Source organism: Lyngbya confervoides BDU141951, from assembly GCF_000817775.3.
GTDB lineage: Bacteria > Cyanobacteriota > Cyanobacteriia > Thermosynechococcales > Thermosynechococcaceae > Lyngbya > Lyngbya confervoides.
The window spans coordinates 14,704-35,142 of the sequence record NZ_JTHE03000067.1 but is presented as its reverse complement, the minus strand read 5'-3'; the positions used below and the strand labels follow the sequence as shown (position 1 = coordinate 35,142).

Here is a 20,439-nt window from a genome sequence, read left to right as displayed (position 1 = left end):
TGTCTTGCAAAACTAGCTTATCTCCTCTTTTCGCAATCTTCAGAAATGACCTGATTTTTTTAAGCCTGAGTAGTTACGCCAGAACTAGGTCACAAGTCAGCCCTGACGCGGGGGCCAGCATTCCCTGGATCAAAGCCTTTCTAGCCGGTGGTTTACTGCTCAATATTCTGAATGGAGAGCTGCCTGACCCGCAGACCCATCGCTTTTGGATCTTCGCTGGCGGCGCGGGGGGTTACAGTTTGATTCTCTCCCTAGCACAGGCCGCTTAATATTTGAGATCCGTAGTCCAGCCCCCGGCTGTGGAGCTTGAGCGTTAGGCTTTCTCCAGCGATGGCAGCGGCAGGAACCAAGATTGCGATCAGCCCCACACCCTGATCCAATGCCATAGATCCAAATCCAATCACCCAGCGTATTCCTTAACAAATGGAAGAGACTTTGGTTTCTCAGCTTCTTCACCCCAGTCGCTTGCTGAGGGGATTTATACTCTATGGACACGATTTCTTTACCTCAACTAGACGTGCCTGCCCTCTGCCCATTCGAGAGGGTCGATCGCCAACTCCAAACCTTGACGCATCGCAAAAAGGTTTGGGCAACCGTTAGCCGAGAAGATCGCATTCACTATTTAGAAGCCTGTTTGCAGGGCGTGATCGCCGTGGCCGATGCCTGGGTTGAAACCGCCTGCCAGCACAAGGGGATTGATCCCCAGTCCTCGTTGGCGGGTGAAGAATGGATTGCTGGCCCAGTGGCCACCCTGCTGAATTTACGACAGTTGATCAATAGCCTTCAAGCCCATGGCAAACCGACGCCTGTCACGCTTCGCCAGCGACCCAACGGGCAAACCATCGCCCAGGTGTTTCCAGATAACGCGATGGATCGATTGCTGTGGTGGGGGTTTCGCGGTGAAGTTTGGATTGAGCCTGGGCAACCGGCCTCCCAAGGACGTGTTGATCTCCACAATCGGGCTGGTGCCCTCTGTCTGGTGTTAGGCGCTGGCAATATCTCCTCCATTGCCCCGATGGATGCTCTTTATAAACTCTTTGCCGAAAATCAAGTGGTCTTGGTGAAAATGAATCCCGTGAATGCCTACATGGGAGCATTTCTGGAACAAGCCCTGAGGCCGCTCCAGCAAGATGGCTTTTTTGAAGTAACCTACGGGGGATCTGAATTAGGGCGATATCTGTGCCATCATCCCCAGGTTGATGCCATTCACATCACAGGTTCACACCGCACCCACGATGCCATCGTTTGGGGGGAGGCCCAATCAGAGCAAACACGACGAAAAGCTGATCATACGCCCATGCTGACTAAACCCATTACCTCAGAACTGGGCTGCGTTACCCCGATCCTTGTCGTGCCGGGGAATTGGTCTGAGGCCGATCTACGATTCCAAGCCCGACAAGTGGCCAGCATGGTAACCCATAACGCGAGCTTTAACTGCGTTGCGGCCAAAGTGTTAGTCACGGCTCAGGGGTGGCCACAACAGCAAGCCTTTCTCGATCGGGTACAGGAAGAGCTGAGCCGAATTCCCCGGCGTAAAGCCTACTATCCGGGATCTCATGACCGCTATCAGGCGTTTTTGTCTCATTATCCCCAAGCTGTTCCGATCGGGGCAGAAGGGCCTGTTGCCCCGGATGAACTGCCCTGGACGATTTTGCCTGAGGTGCCAGCTCAGGCTGGGGAATATGCCCTGACGGAAGAAGCCTTCTGCGGGATCTTGGCAGAAGTTTCCTTGGATTCCAGCGATGCGGGGGATTTTCTAGCCCAGGCTGTCCCCTTTGCCAATGATCAGATTTGGGGCAATTTATCCTGTGTGGTGTTGATCGATGCTCAAACCCAACGCGATTATCACGCCCAGTTCAATCAAGCGATCGCTGACCTCCGCTACGGCGGCATTGGCGTCAATGTTTGGTCTGGCATCGTCTACTTGGCGGGGGTGACGAGTTGGGGAGCCTACCCAGGCAATCCCCTCCCAGATATTCAATCCGGGCAAGGGGTGGTGCATAACAGCTATTTCTTTGATCATCCCCAAAAGTCAGTGCTGTACGCACCCTTTCGCATTTACCCAACGCCCATCTGGTTTGCCGATCATCGAAACTTGAGAGAACTTGCCCGACACTATGCGGCGCTCCAAGCCCAACCCTCTTGGCGCAGGCTGGGGCAAATTATCTGCGCGGGTCTTAAGGGTTAACACTCAAGACCGCTTTTGTTCCCCTGCAAACACCCTCAATATTTTCCCAATGGAGATCATGGCCATGACCCTCGGAAATTGGTTACGTCAAGGTGCAACAACCTATCCCCATAAAATAGCCCTGATTGATACAACCCAAACCTGGAGCTATTCCGAGTTAGATGTGATCACCGATCGCCTAGCCAAAGCTTTGATGACCTTTGGCCTTCGACCCGGCGATCGCGTTGCGTTTTTGTTACCCAATTGTCCAGAACTGGTATTTCTGTACTTTGCCTGTTTTAAATTGGGGGCGATCGCAGTGCCGCTCAATGTGCGCTTAAAGGGGGGCGAACTTGCCTATATCCTCAACCATGCCCAAGCCCGACTTTGCATCAGCCACGCCGATTTGTTTGGGGAACTGCAGATTGTCCAAGCTGAGTTAACCCAGATTGAACAGTTTTATCTTGTGGGTGACGTCCGATGCGATGGAGTGGCTCAACCCTTCTCAACCCTTCTCCAACTCACAACTGAAGACAGTGTCCTACCAGAGGTTAGGTCTGATGCGATCGCAGCCATTCTCTACACCTCCGGAACTACAGCTCGTCCTAAGGGGGTGACCCACAGCCACCAAACTTTAACCCACACGGTTCGTAATCATATTGCAGCCATTCAACTCTCACCCACCGATATCGTAGGGGGAATGCTGCCCATGGCCCATATCTTTGGGTTTGCCCTGCAACTGCTAGAACCTCTGAGCATCGGCGCAAGTCTTGTTCTCCTCCCCCGATTTGATCCGACCCTGGTGCTAGAAGCCGTGCAGTCCCAGCGAGTGACCTGCCTATTGGGTTTACCCGTCATGTTCAATGCCCTCGTTAATGCCCCCAACGCTAGCGCCTATGATGTCAGTTCTCTGCGGTTTTGCCTCGGGGGCGGCGATGCAATTCCACCGGTGCTCAATCAGCAAATGCACCAGCAGTTTGGGGTCGAAATTTATCAAGGCTGTGGAATGACCGAGGTGATTCCCTACACCATGAACCGCCCGACATGCCCCAATCAGGTCGGATCCATTGGGCCAGCTTCTGAGGGGATGAGCTTGCGGTTAGTCAATCAATTGGGGCAAGAGGTGGCCCAGGGGCAGGTGGGCGAAATTTGGGTCCAAAGCCAGGCGATCATGCTGGGCTACTGGCATGATGACCCCGCGACCCGCCAGGTGCTTCGCGAGGGGTGGTTGTTGACTGGAGATTTAGCTTGGCAAGACGAAGCCGGATATTACTGGTTTGTTGGACGAAGCAAAGAAATGATTATTCGAGGGGGATCCAATATTTCTCCCCTCGAGGTGGAATCTGTCCTCTATGAGCATCCGGCTGTCCGAGAAGCCGCGGTGGTCGGAATCCCCGACCCAGACTGGGGCGAACGGGTTGCGGCTTTTGTGGCCCTCAAGGCCGGAGAAACCATACATGGCGAGGATTTAATTGCTTTCATTGCTGAGCGTTTAGCTGCCTATAAGGTGCCGGAACGCATCACCTACTTGGCAGATTTGCCCAAGGGGCTGACCGGAAAGATCCACCGTAAAACCTTAAAAGATCTTGCGATCGCATCATCTATCGTTCCCCTCACTCGTTAAGTCTCCCGCCCGTTCACTCCCCCCTGGGCAAAGTCTAAGGCGAGCCCTGCCGTGTTGATGTACGTATTTATCTTTGGAGAAATTGCATGGTGACTCAAAGTTCTGGTTCAATCAATTTCCTCGCCCCTAATCAGGGGCAGACTCTTCAGGTTCTGCAAGATACCCTCCGAATCCTAGAAGAGGGGGATGGCAGTCAGACTCAATATCAGGTCTTTGAATTAACAGGGCCGATGAACAGCGGCCCACCCCCGCACCGTCATCCCTGGGCGGAATCCTTTTTTATTCTGGAGGGCGAGGTTGAGCTTTTATTCGGAGATCAAACTATGGTGGGGCGTCCTGGTGATTTTGTCAGTGCGGCTGCAGAACAATTGCATACCTTCCGAATTATCTCTCAGACGGCCCGCTTTTTGGTCATTACCAGTGGAATCTCCGCATCCAAGTTTTTTAAGGAGATGGATCAGAGCGTTGGCCATGACTGTAGCGATATGGATAGGGTTATGGCGGTTGCCTCTCGACATCATGTAATCCCAGACGCTCCAGTCTGAATGCACCGTGGTTTTCTCCACCCACCGGATCCTATGGTATTTGGGTGGAAAAGCGCTACATCTTTGATTGAACTGCTGATTAAACTTCCAGGAGATCCTCTCAAGGCATGAATACTATACCCACGAATCAGATCGCCACAGCGGTCAGTCAATATTTTTCAGCGAGTCGAAGTCAGGATAAGGTGACGGCAATGGTGGATTGCTTCAGCGAGACTTGTGTGGTTCAAGACCCGGCAGACCGTGCTGCCATGTATGGCAAAGAAGTCCTACGGAACTATTTTGATCAGGTTGTTCAGCAGTTTTCTGCTCTGGGGTTAACCGAGGAGTATGTGGCCATTAATGGCAATCAAGCCGCTGTTAAATGGGTGGGGCAAGGGACAACTTTCTCGGGCAAACCAATAACCTTTGAAGGCATTGATATTTTTGAAATTGACCTGGAGGGCAAAATTCAGCAGTTAACAGGGTTTTGGAATCCTGAGGCTTTACTGGCATCCCTTCAAGCGGAGTCCTTAGACCCATGACGCACTTTGCTATTTTGTCTCCGGCGATGACGGGACATTTAAACTCTATTTTTCCCTTGGCACGGGAACTGCGACGTCGCGGTCATCGGGTCACGTTTTTTCAGTGCCTGGATGCCCAAGCCCCCGTTGAAGCAGCGGGTTTAGATTTTTGGGCGATCGCAACGCCACCGATCTTCCCACGTTGCCGGGGCAACCGATTGTGGTTCCCTATGCGCCCCAACTTGCGCTTCTCAAGCAATCCAGCCTGGTGATTACCCATGCTGGATTAAACACAACCCTGGAAGCTTTAGCCCAAGGGGTTCCGCTCATCGCCATTCCCCTCACCCATGACGAACCGGCGATCGCCGCTAGAATTGTCTGGAATGGCGTCGGGGAACGCCTATCTCCCGCTCGGTTAAGGCCTGAGAAGCTGCGGGCTTTGATTCAACAGGTGCTCAATCAGCCCCACTATCGTCAAAATGCGATGCGTTTGCAGCAAGCGATCGCTCACAGTGGTGGCACAACTTTAGCTGCCGACATCCTTGAAAAGGCGATCCATTCTGTTTAGACAGATCCAATGACATCCAATCTAGCGTATACCTGTTTGTTCTGACCCTTGCAAAAGGAATGACCATGACTTATCCCATCTTCAATCCGACAAACATCACTCGATCGCTCTCCCGTCGTCAAATTGTTCTGGGGGGTGCCTTAGCCGGACTATTCTCTGCGCTGGGGCTTTCGGGCCGCCTCACTTCTTCGGCTTCGGCAACTTCCCCATCTGCCGCTGCCAACGACGCAACGATCTTGAATAAGGCCCTCTACTACGAACATCAGGCTATCTGGGCTTACAGTTTTGCGGCCAGCCGACTCAGCGATACTGAGGTGGGAAGAGCAGTCAAAGCATTAGCACTCCGGAACCAAGCGGATCATAGGGCTCATCGTGACGCGTTAGCTAAAACTGTTCAAGGTCTAGGAGCTATGCCTGTTACTGCAGACAGTAGCTATGATGTATCGTCTTATCTGCAAAAAGGAGAAGGAAATTTAGACTCAGATGTCAACATTGCTAAATTGGCCCTTGCCTTGGAAGTTGATGCCGCGATCGCCTATACCCAGGAAATCTCACAACTCAAAACCCCAGCACTCGTCACGGTTGGGGCCAGCATTGGTGCCGATGAAGCTGCCCATGCCACTGCAATTCGTTCAGCTTTTGTGGCATTCCCGTGGTTCCCGCTTCCTTTGTTAGCGCAGCAACTCGATTAAGCTGGGTTCTTCCAGTCTAACTGGATGACTATGTCCCCCGGAGTGAATTAAGACTCTATTGTTTCCTAAGAATATCTCCAGGCTTTAACAGTCCAACTCCCTTGGTACTAGCTGGTTTTGGCTTGACTCTGAGTTTTATTTTTACAAGTATGGTACCCCTAGCGCTCAACAGCACTCAAGCCACTCAGGCTGGGATCAAGACAGGCTTATTGTTTGGGGGAAGCGCTGCGGGGATGTCGATTGTCACCCTGATGAGACTCCAATTCGGAGATCCTCCACGGTCACTGTCCTTCTGCCTGGGGGCACTTGCATGGATCAGTCTTAGCTTAGATACGCTAATGGAAAATAGAAACAGAAAAGTATTGAAAATTAAGGGTTGAGCACTCCCTTGCTGTGATTTTTTCTACCTATTCCCTTGGGATTTGGATATTGATATAATCCGTGATCATCCTCCAATAAGAGCACCCCTGCATGGATAAGTCATCAGAGTGTGATGATGCTACACTGCTCATTCAAATTGGGCAACAGGAAGTTAAAGCCTTGTCACTGCTTTACGATCGCTATGCTCGCATTATTTATAGCTTTGCATTCAAAAGTTTACACTCTGTTGAAGAGAGCGAAGAGGTGGTGCTAGATGTGTTTTCCCAGGTTTGGCGGATTGCGTCACGCTTTGACCCCCATAAGGGAAGAGCCGATACCTGGCTATTCACCTTAACGAGAAGTCGGATTTTAGATCGGTTACGAAAAATGAATCGCGCGCTCTCCACTCAACCTCTATTGTCTGGGGCCTTTGAGATCCAAACGGGTTCAAACGGCGTAGATCTATTTGAAGATGCCGTTATTCGAGAACGGCAGATACAAGTGAGAGCTGCCATGAAGAAGCTTCCCCCAGAGCAGCGAATCGTTATAGATTTGGCTTATTTTCAGGGATTATCACAAAGCGAAATTGCCTGCCATACCGGTTGCGCCCTGGGCACCATCAAAACCAGAATTCGGTTAGGATTAAACAAGTTGAAGCTTATTCTGGACGATAACGTTAGCCGAGGGTAGACATTGGAAGATTATATGCGTGAATTACCTCCAGACGCACAGAACTTTTGTTTTTGTGAGCTTGCACCTCTGTATGTTCTTGATCTACTCAATGAGACGGAGAGAACCTGGGTTGCGGATCAGGCTGCAAATAATCCGGAGTTGGCTGATGAATTGCTAGAGTATCAGTCAGCGGTGACTACCCTTCCCTACCATGAACCCCTCATGCCCATGCGGCAGAATCTGAAGAATGACCTCTTTCAGCGCTTGAACTTGCCCGCCCCTGATCTAGGGGCTAGGCGAACCCCCTCCTATTCAGCGATCCGATCTGGCGATCTCAATTGGCAAGAGCATGACGTTCCAGGCGTTAGGATTGCCATTGTTTACTCGGATGAAACCACCAGGGAATTGGTCGGCTTTCTCAAGGCAGACCCTAACGTGCAGTATCCTTATCATCGACATGCTGCGGTTGAAGAACTCTATATGTTAGAGGGAGATTTAATCATTGGTGATGAGGTGTTTGGTGCAGGAGACTATATTCGATCTCAGCCTGGTTCTGGTCACGCGCCCTTGACAAGGGGGGGCTGTCATTTTTTCTTTCGAACATCGATGGATGATGAGTATCTGCTGGGGTTGTTCTAGATGTTCATCCCAGGCACCCAACGGCAAGAAGGGCTTATTGGTTCACCGGGTGGAGAACTTGGAACAAAGGATGGGTCAAGCAAGCGTCTCAGTCAAGCCGAATCACTGCAGTGGCAGGGCAAGGTTGATGCTGTGCTAGCGCTGTTTGAGCCGCTGAAGCAGAAAGCAGCCCAGAACCTTCTGTCGGGACTTGTGCAAGCATCGCCACCGGATGATCAACTATCTAGCAAAGGCGCCCAATTTGCTCTCGGAGAAATAATATGGAATATTCACGATGTTGTTCCGTATGACCTGTGGTTTCTACGGTGACCGCAATTTTATGATTCTCATCATCGTATAAGTGCAGCCAGAAACAATAACAGCCATCTTGGTTTTTGTTTCTGGCCGTTTTGACTCCATTCTGCGGGGCACTGAAGGCAGAGGGATCGTAGGAGACTTGATCGATCCAAGACTGTTTTTTCAGCATTTGAGCAACCTTTGTCCAGGTTCTGGGGCGATGATGAGATACGTCAGAGACATTCATGACTGTGTCTCGGGGTCGACCGGAAAAAGGCAGCGAAACAGTTGCGGAGTGGTCAGGGGAAGCATCAGACGGATCTGGAGACTGAAAGTAGGGTAGATAGATGAGTGAGCGATATTGTTCATGGACATAGCAGACTGGAACTGATAACTGATGACCAATAACACTGAGGATCATCGCTTCTGCCTTGAATCCGCCAGTGGCCGCCAAGGTTACTGCTTGTTTTTGTTCTTTGCAATCCAGGATCAATTGCTTGAGTTGTCTGCCCATCTGTTCTAGTGAGGATCCCTGGTCAAGTTGGTAGTGAATTCCAGGTAGCTTCCGAATTTTGATGTTTTTTAGGCCAAGCGACTGCCTCAAGAATGCTTTGAGAAGCTCTGCACATTCTTGGCCAGAGGCCGTATCTGAACGAAGCAAGAAGATCGCATCGGTCTCCTGAGGTTCCAAGCGATCAATCGTGTTAGTTTCAGCACTGATACGTTCGAGATCCGTGTTATTCATCCAGGCAAGCGCTTGAGTGCGATCGCCCAGGGATTGTTGTCCTAACCAGGGGCGGCGCTGCTCTGGTGCCATGCTTTCATCGCGATTAGAGAGTAAGGATGTTCCCACCGTTATGATAAAAGCTTGCATCTCTGGCCAGTCTCCTTGCTAAAATCGCAAACTCCTCTGACTTTGAGAGGATTATCCCTGACGAACACCTCAAACTTCAAGCTACACGAGACTCTGATTGCTCATAATTCCCCACAAGCATTCAAAATCAGACTGTTCTGATTGAAGAAATTGGATGAATTTTTTACAGTCTTTTGAATCATCAGGAAACAGAGTGAGCAATTCCAGGTAAAAGGGAGTGATTTTAGGGAGCCGGTTAGCCTCATCGTTCGGGTCTCTCTTGCGGGTCACAATCGGGTACATCCGATGCCAAATTCGACCGATCTGGTTCAATCCCCCCGCAACGGTGCTACCTTTAATGGTCAGGGGAATGGTTTGACCCTGGCGATACTCATATCGGTACGGCTCGTGCAGCCAGGAAATCGCCTGACAATCCTCCACCCCTCGAACTTTTGATTCTACATCTCCAGCAAATCGACCCCAGACCAACACATTGTCAGGGTGCCAGCTCTCTCGCCAGGGTGCCAGTTGGTTGTGAGTGGGATGATAGCCCTGTAAACTCATCCAGGTCTGGGCGACCTCTCGAACCTTCTCAATAAAGGGCGCAATATCCGCTAGCTGTCGTACCGGATTGGTTCTAACCAGATCATAGTCACTGGCCCATTGCCAATGACAGCCAATGATATGGTCTTCGTATCCTTCCATAAAGAGCCGGTGATCAGCTCTTCTCCAAGATTTGCCAAAGCCACCAAACACCATCGCAAACTGCAGCAAACTCTGACAGAGCTTTTTCAAGGCCTTGGACTGATCTGCTGGGAGCGATCGCGTCAGTGACCAAACCAGCTTTCCCTCAACTCGATAGGTTGCATTCTCCTGAGAAATGTTCAACGATTTTTGCTGGAAGTTCATCTGCAATAGTCCCCAGTGGGTGCCCTGGTGGATGCCCCCAAACAGCTGCTGAACAATCTGTCGGGCATTTTTCTCAGTGGTTAACCCGCCAAAGATTCGCATGGCATGGCCGCGCAAGGCTGCCCGAAAAATATTGGGTCGGAATTCTAATGAGTCATCAATCGACTTTGAGGCTGGACCTTGCCCTTTAAGATGAAAGGAAAGGAGAGGTTTCTCTTTGGTGTGCTCAAACTGGCCATAGCCCGCACTTACGCGACAGCCTAGCCCCTGAGTTAAGCCCTTTTCCCAAATCTGCCAGACTAAATCCCAATCGACTTTTTCAGGATCAGTGGTAGAAATTCCAAACTTTAGCTCTGGCTGGTAGAGAGAGATTTGGGAAAAGGCACCTCCTTGTTTATTTTTAGTGTTTTCCGTTTCAACTTGCCAGTTTTGCTGCGGATGCACCACATCGATTAATTGATCTGTCCAATTCAAGTTGTTGGGGTAGCCTCCATGAAATCGCAACACTCCTGGTGATAACGTGTCATCCTTGCCGCAGTAGAGCGCGATTGTTCCAGGAGGAATTACACCCTTTTGCTCCAAAGTTTCTCCAGCTTGGCGAAATACTCCTTTCATGCTGCTCCCTGGATAAAAGGGCCACCCATAGGCACCAATCACAGGCCGAATCACTCCCTCATCCTGACCCCCATTGGTGACAAAGCGCCAGGAAACTTGATAGGTTTTCGTCTGGACCTCATCACCAAACTCTGGACCGTTGGGGTAGGCTTTATCGACCCATTCATCCACCCACAGCACAGAGTCTGGATCTTCACGGTGAGGCAAATATTGGAGTTGACATCGCCCCCGGATCTGGGCACGGAACATCAGGGGAACTTTGGAGGCATCCATGATTACCGACTCCCTTTATAGCGTTGTGTCCACCAGACAAGGCTGTCGCAAAGCTGGGTGAGTACGGCGATCGCAATTCGTTGCTTTTCCACTGGAATCGCCCATAACTTACCCGCCATTTTCTTGATGCCCTCTACATCACTGGGGCGGTCGTTCGGAAGGGCCAGACCGGCTTCTGCTAGGATTTCTACCAATTCATTCCAGGTTTCCTGCCAGTACGTGGCTTTGGGGCCATTCAGTCGAAGCGTTTCCCCCCAAAAGCGCTCTAGACCGTAGGCCACTGCCATACGCATCTTATAGGCTTGACTTAAAGATTCTGGATCGCGCTGTAGGGCTTTTAAAACAAGGCTCTGAGCGGCTTGATCGAGGTGGTACATTTTCATCGTCATCGCGCCTATTCTCCTAACACGACCTGGCAACGCCCGAAGCCAATCGACTCCAGTCCGCCAAAATACAATTCGCTGGTCTGCTTTCGTTGAGTTCCATTCCCTCCAAAGGGACTCCAGGTTCCCTGGGAAGACTCTTTGATGGCCACTGGAAACACCAGGACAGACCCTTCCGGTAAGGCTTCCACATTAAAAAATGCGCCGCCATCTACTTGCTTACTGTCATCTTTGAGCTTGACTCGACTCTGGCGATAGAGAGACATATCATGAATCGTACTGATATCCGCGTCATCCACTACCAGCAATAAGTGAGGGTCCAAATCAACACCGGAGGGAACCCATGATTTTAGATCGACTTGATGTTTGACCTTGATAAAGCCGAGGTTAAAGAACAACACCTTGCCCTGATCACCCGTCTGCTTTCCTGGGAGTCCTGAGGATGCAGAGTAGGGCTTGGGCAGGGTTGCCGTTATCCCTGTGATTTGCTGATAACGCTTGAGTAAGACTGGACAACTGACCCAAACAATAGGCTGGCCAGGACAAAACACCGGCAGCCAGACCAGAGAGGCGTATTCAAACTTGACGAGCGCTTCTGTGGTGGCGTCTTCTTTTCCCTTCTCTGCGTGGTGGCCATACCAATAATTTTCATCGCCTTCCCCTCCTCGCATATCGGCTCGAAACCGCCCCCGAAGAGAGCTGCCGGGAATGATGCCGGTTTGGGTAAATTGATCGCGAAAGATGAGGTTGAGGTTGCCCGTTTCTTCTCCAGCCGAGGCTCCGACATGCAGGGGAGCCAGGGTGCGCAGAATGCCATATTCACGTTTGTACATAGATCACTGAACTAAAAAATTAACCAAAAAAGTTAGGGTGAGATATTACAGGTTGAGGGGGAGAGCCAGTCCGCAGCCCCAATGTTTGAAGGAGTAGCCCTCGGTGGGAAACCAGGTTGCCTCCAGGGTTTCTGCATCTATGGGAGATTCGGCTTCGGCAGGGTGATCGGAGTATGGCCAATTCTCCCAAGCCTCCAGGGATTGAGGCAGGTGGTAGACCGTTCCGGCGGAAACGGCATAGCGTCCTCGGGAAAGGCGCTTGGGACCTTGGGCTTCTCCTCCCAGGCGAAACCGAAAGGAGGTGGCTCGATCGGTCCACAGGTGAACAGACCCCTCCCATTGGTCCCATTGCGGGGGATAGCGCAGGGAGAAGCGATTAGATCCCCAAATGGCGGGAGTGAGGGTGGCAAAGGTCTGCCCCAGGGATTCAGACAGTAGGGCTTGGGTGGATCGGGCCAGACCCAGACAGGTGAGCTGGACCAGGTGACCCTCTCCACCAAAGCGATACCAGCCGTCGGGGATGGGCGTATTGGAGAGATAGGCGAGGCAGACTTGGGGATTCAGCTGCACCGCATTTTCCAGAAACAGGCTGCCCTGCTCCTCATCGCTTACCACCCGACGCTGATCGGTCTCTAGTCGGGGATGCAGGTGGGGCAGGTTAATCCAGGGATTGCCATAGGCAATGTGAGGCTGTTTCCACTGCTGAATGGGCATCCAGGTCTGGGTGTCGAATTTCCCGCTGATCTTGTGGCCATTGGCCCGGAGCCAGCGGGGGGGATCACTTTCAGAAAATTGCGGCTGCAGCTGTTCAAGGGTTTTGGGCTGAATGTCGGTGCCCATTGCCGTGATCTGATCGGCGGGAGTGGTGGCTAAATAGCAGAATGGCGTTGGCACACAGAAGTTTTGTGGGTTTTCCTTAAAGGACCAAAACGGACCAGCTACAAACAGTTGGGAGAGCGCTGGTTGGCGATCGCCGGGGCTGAGGGTTTCGCTCAGGGCATGGGCCACCAATCCCGCTAGGGCTGGGGCTTGGGGGGGAAAGGTCTGACTGGCTAGCCCGACCAGATTCTCGGGGGAGAGAAAGGGGCCAGAACTGCCGTAGAGGAAGCCAAGGGGATCGAGGAGAATGAGATATTTAAACACGATGAGAGCCTGATGCGGTCGGAGAGGGGGGGGCCGATTTTGGTGTGGTTTGTGGAGACAGGTGCAGACTAATTTGGGCCAGGTCGATCAGCCACTGGTTAAATTCGGCCTGGGGAGCTGAGGCTGCGGTTTTTTGGCCCAAAATACCGCTGTGGTAGGGCGGATCTAGCTGGAACGGGTTGCCTGGGTCGGGGTTATACCAGCGATTGGGATCCAAAATGAAGGCCTGATGGGAGCAATGGGGAAAGTAAATCTTGAATAACTCCAGGGCAATGAGACTGCTGGTGGGGGTGAAGGCATGCCGCGATCGCAGGGCTTGGACATCTTCGTTCAGGTGGGTCCAGTTGGGGGATTGATCGTGGAGGTGACCTTCGCGATCGCGGTAGGCTGTCAAGATAGGTTTTAACAGATGCCAGGGGCAGGACCATTGCAGATGGTTGCCGCCGTTGAAGAGGATGCGCAGGGCAACGCGATCGCGTCCCTGCTGTTTGGCGGATTTTTCCGCCTGTTTGCAATGTTGCAAAATATCGCGCTGGGGGACACCGGGGGCGGCCCAAACGAAGCCTACGCTGACGGTGATGGGTTGGCGGTGTCTGCGCCAGAGGTCGGGAAACTGATACAGCCAGTCCAGGCAGTCTGCCAGGGTGAGGGGGTTCCCCTGGTACAGAACGCCCAAAAAGTCGTCGCCTCCGGCATAGATGATTCGCCCTGGCTCGTTCTGATCAAACTCTTCTTTGAAGTCTTTGGCCCACTCAATCATGGCGGTACTAAAGGGCTGGATGGCGGCTTCTTCCTGAGCAGGGTCGGCGCTATCCCCGGCTTGGCGGCGCAGATAATCCCCAATGGAGTCGCCATCGCCCTGGAACCAGCCGGTCCACCGGGGATTGTCGAGGCGGTTGAGGTCGGTAAAATTTTGCAGATTGTCTATTTCTGGGAGGCGATCGCCCTTCAGTTCAGGGGAATTTTGCACTTCTGGGTGGGTAATGAGGCGTTTGATCAGTTCAGGGATACTCAGGCGTTCGGTTTCATCGAAAAACCCTGTTCCCCACGCGGCACTCAGCTGCTGATAAAATTCATCGATTTCAGCTTTCAAGGTGGCGGCAGATCCATGGCGATATTTGGGATGGGTGCGATCGAGCATTCCCGGCCAGGCGATGGCATCCATCCCGGACAGGGTGGAGCTTTCGCCAACCCAGTTGATTCCTGTCCAGGCGCGGGCGCGTTTGACATCATTCATGCGCTGCCGGGCTTCGGAAATGCTACCGCCGGGGTCTGACTGGACCCAGAAAAATTCCCAGCAGTGGTTTTTCCAGTTATCCCAGGCTCGTTTCCATTGGTAGTCATCGCGGCGGATTTTCCTTTCCAGGGTTTGACGACAGGTGGTCACAACCTGAGCCCAGGTGTGTTGAAAGTGCTGCTGGGCCTGCTCCTGAGGCAGGTCGCCTTTGATGATGAGTTGATTGGGGATGCCTTGGGTGAGATGGGTGGTGGCGGGGGCAATCACCTGGAGTTGCTGCTGAATGGCGAAATTATGCAGCGATCGCGCCAGGTAGGATAACAGGAAAGAGCTACCGTATAAATCTCTGAGTTTGCGGGATTTTTCGATAAAGCCCTGAACGGGTGCAAAGGTGATGATGGTGTAGGGGAGATCGGGCATAGGAATAGGATGGGTTATCGGCGTCCATAACAAGCTGGGAAACCTCTATCAATGGCTATTGAGGTCACCTGTATGAGCTGGGTTGGGACGCTAGAGGCTTGCCCGACGTCTACTCCCTTCGATGGAAAGGTAGAGTTGGGCGCTGGATCTTAAAGAATCGGTTTTGGAATTTTCGCCCATGTTTATGAGGAATTCGCCTTTACTTAATAATGAATTCAGATCTAAGCAGAATTATTTCCTCTGGAGATGGAATATTGGCAATGAGGGTTACCAGGCAAGAATATGGCGTTGAATGTCGGCGGAGGCTTCATGCATGGTGGTGATCAGTTCGTACAGTTCTTCGACGAGATGGTCTCTTTGCACGTAGCTGAGCGAGTGGGGATCTGGGCTGGAGGAGGGCGGGATTAGGAGGACAACGGCCACTTTGCAGACGCCCAGGGATTGCCACAGGGGGCGCAGGGTTTTGAGGGTTTGCTGTTTGGAGGCGACCCGCTCAGGGATTTCAGTGGCATCGAATCCAAAGGTGATGCTGTTGCTGTCCAGGGCGCAAATGTAGTCGAGGCGATACACCCAGTCGATAATTTTTTTGGAGGGGATGATGTGCCAAGGGGTGCGCCTGTCTTGGAGGGCGCGTTCTTGGGTGATTTGCTCTAGCCGTCCGGGTTGGTGGATTTCGGCAAGTTCGAGGAGTTGATCGTGATCGTAGGTGTAACTGAGATCTTGATAGCCGCAGTCCTGGGCGATCGCTGTAAACATAGAGGCTGAAATTAGAGACCTTAATGATCTTAGCGACGGGCACGGCGATCGGGACTGACAACTTTGCGATCGCCTTAAGGCAAGAGACGGCCCCCAGACCCTAAGAACGGCCACTGTCAAAAGCTTCCGTTTCCAATGAGTCCGCTTTAAGGCAAGCGGTCAGCTGGTTTTACCATCAAATACTTGTACTTGGACATTATAGTTTCCAATGAGTCCGCTTTAAGGCAAGCGGTCAGCCCATGCGAGAGCTGGACCAAAGCTCAACTGAGCGATCGGTTTCCAATGAGTCCGCTTTAAGGCAAGCGGTCAGCCACAGAGATCGTAGTTTCTCCGCGAGTCACGACTTGAACGTTTCCAATGAGTCCGCTTTAAGGCAAGCGGTCAGCTCCTAAAGATTACAACGCACGACGCAAATCCTAAGAGTAGTTTCCAATGAGTCCGCTTTAAGGCAAGCGGTCAGCGAGTGATGGTAGTCAAGGCCAGACTAACCTCTCAAGCGTTTCCAATGAGTCCGCTTTAAGGCAAGCGGTCAGCGTATCCACACGGGACACCCTCCCCACTTAACAGTAAAGTTTCCAATGAGTCCGCTTTAAGGCAAGCGGTCAGCTTTTTGATATACGCAGGTGTCTCCCCTACGCGATTGCTGTTTCCAATGAGTCCGCTTTAAGGCAAGCGGTCAGCAGCCTCTAGGCTACTATCAAGTGAGTAACGCAAGGAAGTTTCCAATGAGTCCGCTTTAAGGCAAGCGGTCAGCAATTGCCCACCGGCACCCCCAAAATCGGTGCGGCACGAGTTTCCAATGAGTCCGCTTTAAGGCAAGCGGTCAGCGACCCGGAGAGTGGACGGTAAAGCCGAGGTATTCCTGGGTTTCCAATGAGTCCGCTTTAAGGCAAGCGGTCAGCACAATTTGGGTGTACCCCCGGGGCACCGGGGCCAGCAGTTTCCAATGAGTCCGCTTTAAGGCAAGCGGTCAGCACGCGGGGACGGCCTGCTTTGATAGAGGCGGGCAATACGACAGTTTCCAATGAGTCCGCTTTAAGGCAAGCGGTCAGCGGGATAGTTTGGGAAGAAGAAGACGGGGGAAACCCCGTGTTTCCAATGAGTCCGCTTTAAGGCAAGCGGTCAGCGGCAACCTGCTGCTTCTGTGGCAGCAGAGCCTGAAGCGTTTCCAATGAGTCCGCTTTAAGGCAAGCGGTCAGCCCCAGGATCAGGATTGGGACCTGATCGACGAAGAATAAGTTTCCAATGAGTCCGCTTTAAGGCAAGCGGTCAGCCTGTATCTAGATCAGAGCGCGGCCAACGATCTGATCAGGTTTCCAATGAGTCCGCTTTAAGGCAAGCGGTCAGCAAGTTTCTAGCCTCGACCGAACTCACTCTGCATGGTAGAGACGAGTTTCCAATGAGTCCGCTTTAAGGCAAGCGGTCAGCAAAAAGACGGCTGAACGGGAATGGTTGGTCGATGTGTCAGTTTCCAATGAGTCCGCTTTAAGGCAAGCGGTCAGCCTAACTTTTTAGGAACAGGTATGAACAAGCAGGAATTGTTTCCAATGAGTCCGCTTTAAGGCAAGCGGTCAGCCTTAGCCAAACAGAGCTCACGCTTCACGGGCGTGATGAGTTTCCAATGAGTCCGCTTTAAGGCAAGCGGTCAGCTGGTCTAACCAAGTTGAACCTTTAGTTACCCTCCCCTAGTTTCCAATGAGTCCGCTTTAAGGCAAGCGGTCAGCTTGCTATGGTCACCACTCCGAACTACCGGAGGCTGCCCTTGGTTTCCAATGAGTCCGCTTTAAGGCAAGCGGTCAGCACGTTAGTTGTTGTTTATCAAAGGTAAAAACCATGTCCAAGTTTCCAATGAGTCCGCTTTAAGGCAAGCGGTCAGCAACCTTCATAAACCACCGGCTGGTCAGGGTAAATAAAGTTTCCAATGAGTCCGCTTTAAGGCAAGCGGTCAGCCTCAGATTGGCGCTCTTCTTCGGTTTTCGACCGAGTGTTTCCAATGAGTCCGCTTTAAGGCAAGCGGTCAGCGGAACTCTACAGAAAAGACAAGCTAATCCTCTCGTATGAGTTTCCAATGAGTCCGCTTTAAGGCAAGCGGTCAGCCGTATATCCATCATTGAAGGATAGTGAGGCAATGAGATGTTTCCAATGAGTCCGCTTTAAGGCAAGCGGTCAGCAATTATACAATAAAATTGAAAATCACCATTTAGTGACCGTTTCCAATGAGTCCGCTTTAAGGCAAGCGGTCAGCACTTAGACAGCGCGTCCAGGTTGTCTAGGTTTACCTGTTTCCAATGAGTCCGCTTTAAGGCAAGCGGTCAGCACCATGTTGTCATTCCAGGCATCGCGCGGCACTTTCCGGAAGTTTCCAATGAGTCCGCTTTAAGGCAAGCGGTCAGCCAGCGGGAACATGGCCGATTTACCGGCACCGCCAATAAGTTTCCAATGAGTCCGCTTTAAGGCAAGCGGTCAGCTTAACCTCTCCTCCTGGGCGTATGAGGAATATCTCTCCTAAGTTTCCAATGAGTCCGCTTTAAGGCAAGCGGTCAGCGCACTCATATACATGGTTCCGCCGGTTGCAGCGGAAAGGAGTTTCCAATGAGTCCGCTTTAAGGCAAGCGGTCAGCAGCCTACCATGAGGCCATCCTCCAGAGAAGGTGGGGGTTTCCAATGAGTCCGCTTTAAGGCAAGCGGTCAGCTATAACACAAACTAAAAAACGGGCTGGCAACAGCCCGGTTTCCAATGAGTCCGCTTTAAGGCAAGCGGTCAGCCAAAAGTACAAGGCTACTGTTAAATTAGTGGTGCCTAAGTTTCCAATGAGTCCGCTTTAAGGCAAGCGGTCAGCAATGGACGCGGGTCCAGTACACAGAACGGCTGACCCAGGTTTCCAATGAGTCCGCTTTAAGGCAAGCGGTCAGCGAGTTTCTCCTGCATTACTTCCTCGGTAACGGGGAGCCGTTTCCAATGAGTCCGCTTTAAGGCAAGCGGTCAGCACTCCCAGTACATGACGAGAGAGCGGGCGAAATATGGTTTCCAATGAGTCCGCTTTAAGGCAAGCGGTCAGCCCACCCCCATTAGAACCTAATCACAGCAAGGATTTCAAGTGCCAATTTCGAGCAGGTTGCAAAATCCACCTTAACGAGTTGAAAAAAATCAATCATAATTTCCTAAAACCCTTGATTAGCAAGCTATCGAGCACCTAAACCACAACTGAACCCTGAACCTGGGTTAACTCAACTCCACCCCAAATATCCACGCGACCCAACGTGTGTTTTGACAAAGGATAAAACCGGATAGAATCTTCCTTCAGCTTCACCCGTCCCTGCAACCGTTGCTGAAGCTCAGCATATTTTCGTTCAGACAAAATGCATTCAAACACACTGTACTGAACCCGTTGACCATACCCCTCCAGTAAATCCGATACCCTCTTGGGACGACGGTCATCTGGAACATCATCGGTGATCACGTATAGCAGCATAGAGTTCACCTCCTCCGCTAGCGAATCAAATAAGGCTCGTACCCCAGAGCAGGATCGTAAACAAATTGCTAAACAGCCATGAAATGGGTCAAGGCCCTGAATTTCAAGCTGAGCCAAGATCTAGACACTGAGGGAATTGGAGAGGAAGGTGCCCCTTAGACCCGGCACATACCTGTTGGAGACCTGCTTGAATAAACCCCACCACCACCTGACTAAATGCTTCGTATGTATTCTGGCCAACGGGTTGAAATCCATGGGCAAATAAGGAAAAATTGCGGACCCGCAACGCATCAATGAGTGCCTCCTTTTGTTGACGGTAGAGTCCCCCCAACGAGGCGTCCGCCGCCTCCATCTGCCCCAGCACCTCATAACTTTGCAAAAGCGCAAGCTGAATTTTTCCCGTTCTAGACTGGCGCTGGGATTCATAGCCCTCGCGCAGAGGGGACGGCAGTAACTCAATATCCACATCCCCCGTTCGCAAACCATACTCCTTCAGAAGATGAATCTGCGCAAACAGCTCTAGCGCCCGGTATAAGCGCCCGACGGCATCATCGTAGCGCTGCTGCTTAACCCTGCGTTCCGCATTGAGCAGCAAATCCTGCACCAATTCATAGCCCGTCCCCCGCGTTTTTTCCTCAGGGGTAAACTCAGGATCAATCAAGGCCCGACTCCCTATCACCCGCTTTAAAAACAGCGCGTGAGGCTGCAAGATCCGAATGTGAGGGGCTAATAGATGCCATGCAGCCTCATGGTCAAAGCGATCCCAAGCATCAAATCCCTGCCAGATCTGGCGCTGCATGCGGATATGAACCTTGTCCTCCTTGGGAAGCTCGTAAGTTTGCAGGAGATCTTGGAGTTGGGAGGCGATCGCAGGATAGTCATACTGCTCAAGCAAGCCGGGAATCACCTGATGCAGCGTGCGCTGCAGGATAGGCTTTAGCGTCGAAGCCCGCTCCGTCGCTTCACCGCGATCCACGCGAATCAGATTGATGCGATTCGCACTCGTGAGGTATAGCGAAACCTGGTGATCGATCGCCGCCGTTCCCAACGCCAGGGACATGGTCTTCGTGCCGCCCGTGTAGTCTGCCGCCAACTCCGCCTCAGGGGTTGTTTGGCGAACCTCAAGGATTTTGGCGCAGATTTGCTGGTAAGCGTCGGATAAATCATCCGGATCCGGAAGCGCCACCACATCGGTCTCTGGATGAAAGCGATCGCCTAACTGAAGGTGGGTGGGCAAATTAGGTAAGCGATCCTTGACCGTGGTGCCTTCCCGAATCTCGCAGGGGGTTCCATCCTGAAGCACCTGGCTGATGCTGCCCCGAGGTCCATCAGAACAAATAAAAACGACCCGCTGGGGTCGGAGGTTGTTAACTGCACTAATCAGAGGGGCTGGTGAACCCCCAACCGTGAGGAAAAGAACCTTAGACATGCTTGTTTAGCCTTAGCTTTGACGTAAAGTAAGCTCTGGAGTGGCCCTGGACAGGAGGCTGGCCGGATCGGT

Annotated in this window: 18 protein-coding genes, 1 pseudogene and 1 CRISPR repeat array; of the genes and pseudogenes, 9 read left to right on the top strand and 10 right to left on the bottom strand. The window is 52.0% G+C overall.

Annotation, left to right across the window (positions count from 1 at the left end; genetic code table 11):
* A pseudogene (locus QQ91_RS12640) lies at nt 1–269 on the top strand (hypothetical protein); the annotation flags it as partial.
* Here the strand turns inward: QQ91_RS12640 and QQ91_RS21660 are convergent.
* Nucleotides 252–386, bottom strand: a complete 135-nt coding sequence (locus tag QQ91_RS21660) for a hypothetical protein (RefSeq protein WP_284707175.1) — start codon at nt 384–386, stop codon at nt 252–254. The pseudogene QQ91_RS12640 and the gene QQ91_RS21660 overlap by 18 nt on opposite strands.
* 101 nt (nt 387–487) lie before the next feature.
* Between QQ91_RS21660 and QQ91_RS12635 the strand changes: the two genes are divergently transcribed.
* From QQ91_RS12635 to QQ91_RS12600, 8 genes are all read left to right on the top strand, one after another.
* On the top strand, nt 488–2,188 hold the full coding sequence (locus tag QQ91_RS12635; RefSeq protein WP_166282603.1) for an aldehyde dehydrogenase family protein: 1,701 nt from the start codon (nt 488–490) through the stop codon (nt 2,186–2,188).
* 58 nt (nt 2,189–2,246) lie between these two features.
* Complete coding sequence (locus QQ91_RS12630; RefSeq protein WP_201277453.1) at nt 2,247–3,791, top strand: class I adenylate-forming enzyme family protein; 1,545 nt, start codon at nt 2,247–2,249, stop codon at nt 3,789–3,791.
* An 86-nt stretch (nt 3,792–3,877) separates the two neighbouring features.
* Nucleotides 3,878–4,336 carry a cupin domain-containing protein gene (locus QQ91_RS12625; RefSeq protein ID WP_166282599.1) on the top strand — a complete coding sequence of 153 codons (459 nt, stop codon included), beginning with the start codon at nt 3,878–3,880 and terminating at the stop codon, nt 4,334–4,336.
* Between the two features lie 107 nt (nt 4,337–4,443).
* Entirely contained in the window at nt 4,444–4,857 is a 414-nt protein-coding gene (locus tag QQ91_RS12620; RefSeq protein WP_166282597.1) for a nuclear transport factor 2 family protein, read from the top strand.
* 148 nt (nt 4,858–5,005) lie between these two features.
* Nucleotides 5,006–5,404 (top strand): glycosyltransferase, encoded by a 399-nt coding sequence (locus QQ91_RS12615; protein ID WP_166282595.1) that lies wholly within the window; start codon nt 5,006–5,008, stop codon nt 5,402–5,404.
* 65 nt (nt 5,405–5,469) lie between these two features.
* Nucleotides 5,470–6,096: a ferritin-like domain-containing protein gene (locus tag QQ91_RS12610; RefSeq protein WP_236096184.1), complete on the top strand. Its 627-nt coding sequence runs from the start codon at nt 5,470–5,472 to the stop codon at nt 6,094–6,096.
* 471 nt (nt 6,097–6,567) lie between these two features.
* Nucleotides 6,568–7,146, top strand: a complete 579-nt coding sequence (locus QQ91_RS12605; protein ID WP_166282593.1) for a sigma-70 family RNA polymerase sigma factor — start codon at nt 6,568–6,570, stop codon at nt 7,144–7,146.
* A gap of 15 nt (nt 7,147–7,161) precedes the next feature.
* A complete protein-coding gene (locus QQ91_RS12600; protein ID WP_166282591.1) occupies nt 7,162–7,767 on the top strand; it encodes a cupin domain-containing protein in 606 nt (201 codons plus the stop codon).
* Between the two features lie 223 nt (nt 7,768–7,990).
* On the opposite strand, the gene QQ91_RS12590 is transcribed toward QQ91_RS12600, so the two are convergent.
* From QQ91_RS12590 to QQ91_RS12550, 9 genes are all read right to left on the bottom strand, one after another.
* Entirely contained in the window at nt 7,991–8,788 is a 798-nt protein-coding gene (locus tag QQ91_RS12590; RefSeq protein ID WP_236096183.1) for a putative CRISPR-associated protein, read from the bottom strand.
* A 210-nt stretch (nt 8,789–8,998) separates the two neighbouring features.
* Entirely contained in the window at nt 8,999–10,693 is a 1,695-nt protein-coding gene (locus QQ91_RS12585; RefSeq protein ID WP_166282587.1) for an RAMP superfamily protein, read from the bottom strand.
* 2 nt (nt 10,694–10,695) lie between these two features.
* Nucleotides 10,696–11,082: a hypothetical protein gene (locus QQ91_RS12580; RefSeq protein WP_166282585.1), complete on the bottom strand. Its 387-nt coding sequence runs from the start codon at nt 11,080–11,082 to the stop codon at nt 10,696–10,698.
* A 5-nt stretch (nt 11,083–11,087) separates the two neighbouring features.
* Nucleotides 11,088–11,909, bottom strand: coding sequence for an RAMP superfamily CRISPR-associated protein (locus QQ91_RS12575; protein WP_166282583.1), 822 nt, complete (start codon nt 11,907–11,909; stop codon nt 11,088–11,090).
* 45 nt (nt 11,910–11,954) lie between these two features.
* Nucleotides 11,955–13,052 carry a type III-B CRISPR module-associated Cmr3 family protein gene (locus QQ91_RS12570; RefSeq protein ID WP_166282581.1) on the bottom strand — a complete coding sequence of 366 codons (1,098 nt, stop codon included), beginning with the start codon at nt 13,050–13,052 and terminating at the stop codon, nt 11,955–11,957.
* On the bottom strand, nt 13,045–14,709 hold the full coding sequence (locus tag QQ91_RS12565; RefSeq protein WP_166282579.1) for a Cas10/Cmr2 second palm domain-containing protein: 1,665 nt from the start codon (nt 14,707–14,709) through the stop codon (nt 13,045–13,047). The genes QQ91_RS12570 and QQ91_RS12565 overlap by 8 nt, the downstream gene beginning before the upstream one ends.
* Before the next feature lie 267 nt (nt 14,710–14,976).
* Entirely contained in the window at nt 14,977–15,465 is a 489-nt protein-coding gene (locus QQ91_RS12560) for a hypothetical protein (protein ID WP_166282577.1), read from the bottom strand.
* A gap of 128 nt (nt 15,466–15,593) precedes the next feature.
* Nucleotides 15,594–18,525: direct repeats of the CRISPR family, unit length 36 nt; unit sequence GTTTCCAATGAGTCCGCTTTAAGGCAAGCGGTCAGC.
* 134 nt (nt 18,526–18,659) lie between these two features.
* On the bottom strand, nt 18,660–18,938 hold the full coding sequence (gene cas2 / locus QQ91_RS12555; protein WP_166282575.1) for a CRISPR-associated endonuclease Cas2, Ssr7093 family: 279 nt from the start codon (nt 18,936–18,938) through the stop codon (nt 18,660–18,662).
* A 103-nt stretch (nt 18,939–19,041) separates the two neighbouring features.
* Nucleotides 19,042–20,367, bottom strand: a complete 1,326-nt coding sequence (locus QQ91_RS12550) for a TIGR02710 family CRISPR-associated CARF protein (protein WP_166282573.1) — start codon at nt 20,365–20,367, stop codon at nt 19,042–19,044.
* Between the last annotated feature and the right edge of the window lie 72 nt (nt 20,368–20,439).

Excerpts from the sequence above, each read along its gene's own strand:
- QQ91_RS12610 (WP_236096184.1), top strand. The coding sequence starts at position 5,470 with ATGACTTATCCCATCTTCAATCCGACAAACATCACTCGATCGCTCTCC.
- QQ91_RS12585 (WP_166282587.1), bottom strand. The coding sequence starts at position 10,693 with ATGGATGCCTCCAAAGTTCCCCTGATGTTCCGTGCCCAGATCCGGGGG.
- QQ91_RS12550 (WP_166282573.1), bottom strand. The coding sequence starts at position 20,367 with ATGTCTAAGGTTCTTTTCCTCACGGTTGGGGGTTCACCAGCCCCTCTG.
- cas2 (WP_166282575.1), bottom strand. The coding sequence starts at position 18,938 with ATGCTGCTATACGTGATCACCGATGATGTTCCAGATGACCGTCGTCCC.
- QQ91_RS12630 (WP_201277453.1), top strand. The coding sequence starts at position 2,247 with ATGGCCATGACCCTCGGAAATTGGTTACGTCAAGGTGCAACAACCTAT.
- QQ91_RS12565 (WP_166282579.1), bottom strand. The coding sequence starts at position 14,709 with ATGCCCGATCTCCCCTACACCATCATCACCTTTGCACCCGTTCAGGGC.
- QQ91_RS12560 (WP_166282577.1), bottom strand. The coding sequence starts at position 15,465 with ATGTTTACAGCGATCGCCCAGGACTGCGGCTATCAAGATCTCAGTTAC.
- QQ91_RS21660 (WP_284707175.1), bottom strand. The coding sequence starts at position 386 with ATGGCATTGGATCAGGGTGTGGGGCTGATCGCAATCTTGGTTCCTGCC.
- QQ91_RS12600 (WP_166282591.1), top strand. The coding sequence starts at position 7,162 with ATGCGTGAATTACCTCCAGACGCACAGAACTTTTGTTTTTGTGAGCTT.
- QQ91_RS12635 (WP_166282603.1), top strand. The coding sequence starts at position 488 with ATGGACACGATTTCTTTACCTCAACTAGACGTGCCTGCCCTCTGCCCA.
- QQ91_RS12620 (WP_166282597.1), top strand. The coding sequence starts at position 4,444 with ATGAATACTATACCCACGAATCAGATCGCCACAGCGGTCAGTCAATAT.
- QQ91_RS12590 (WP_236096183.1), bottom strand. The coding sequence starts at position 8,788 with ATGAATAACACGGATCTCGAACGTATCAGTGCTGAAACTAACACGATT.
- QQ91_RS12605 (WP_166282593.1), top strand. The coding sequence starts at position 6,568 with ATGGATAAGTCATCAGAGTGTGATGATGCTACACTGCTCATTCAAATT.
- QQ91_RS12580 (WP_166282585.1), bottom strand. The coding sequence starts at position 11,082 with ATGACGATGAAAATGTACCACCTCGATCAAGCCGCTCAGAGCCTTGTT.
- QQ91_RS12575 (WP_166282583.1), bottom strand. The coding sequence starts at position 11,909 with ATGTACAAACGTGAATATGGCATTCTGCGCACCCTGGCTCCCCTGCAT.
- QQ91_RS12625 (WP_166282599.1), top strand. The coding sequence starts at position 3,878 with ATGGTGACTCAAAGTTCTGGTTCAATCAATTTCCTCGCCCCTAATCAG.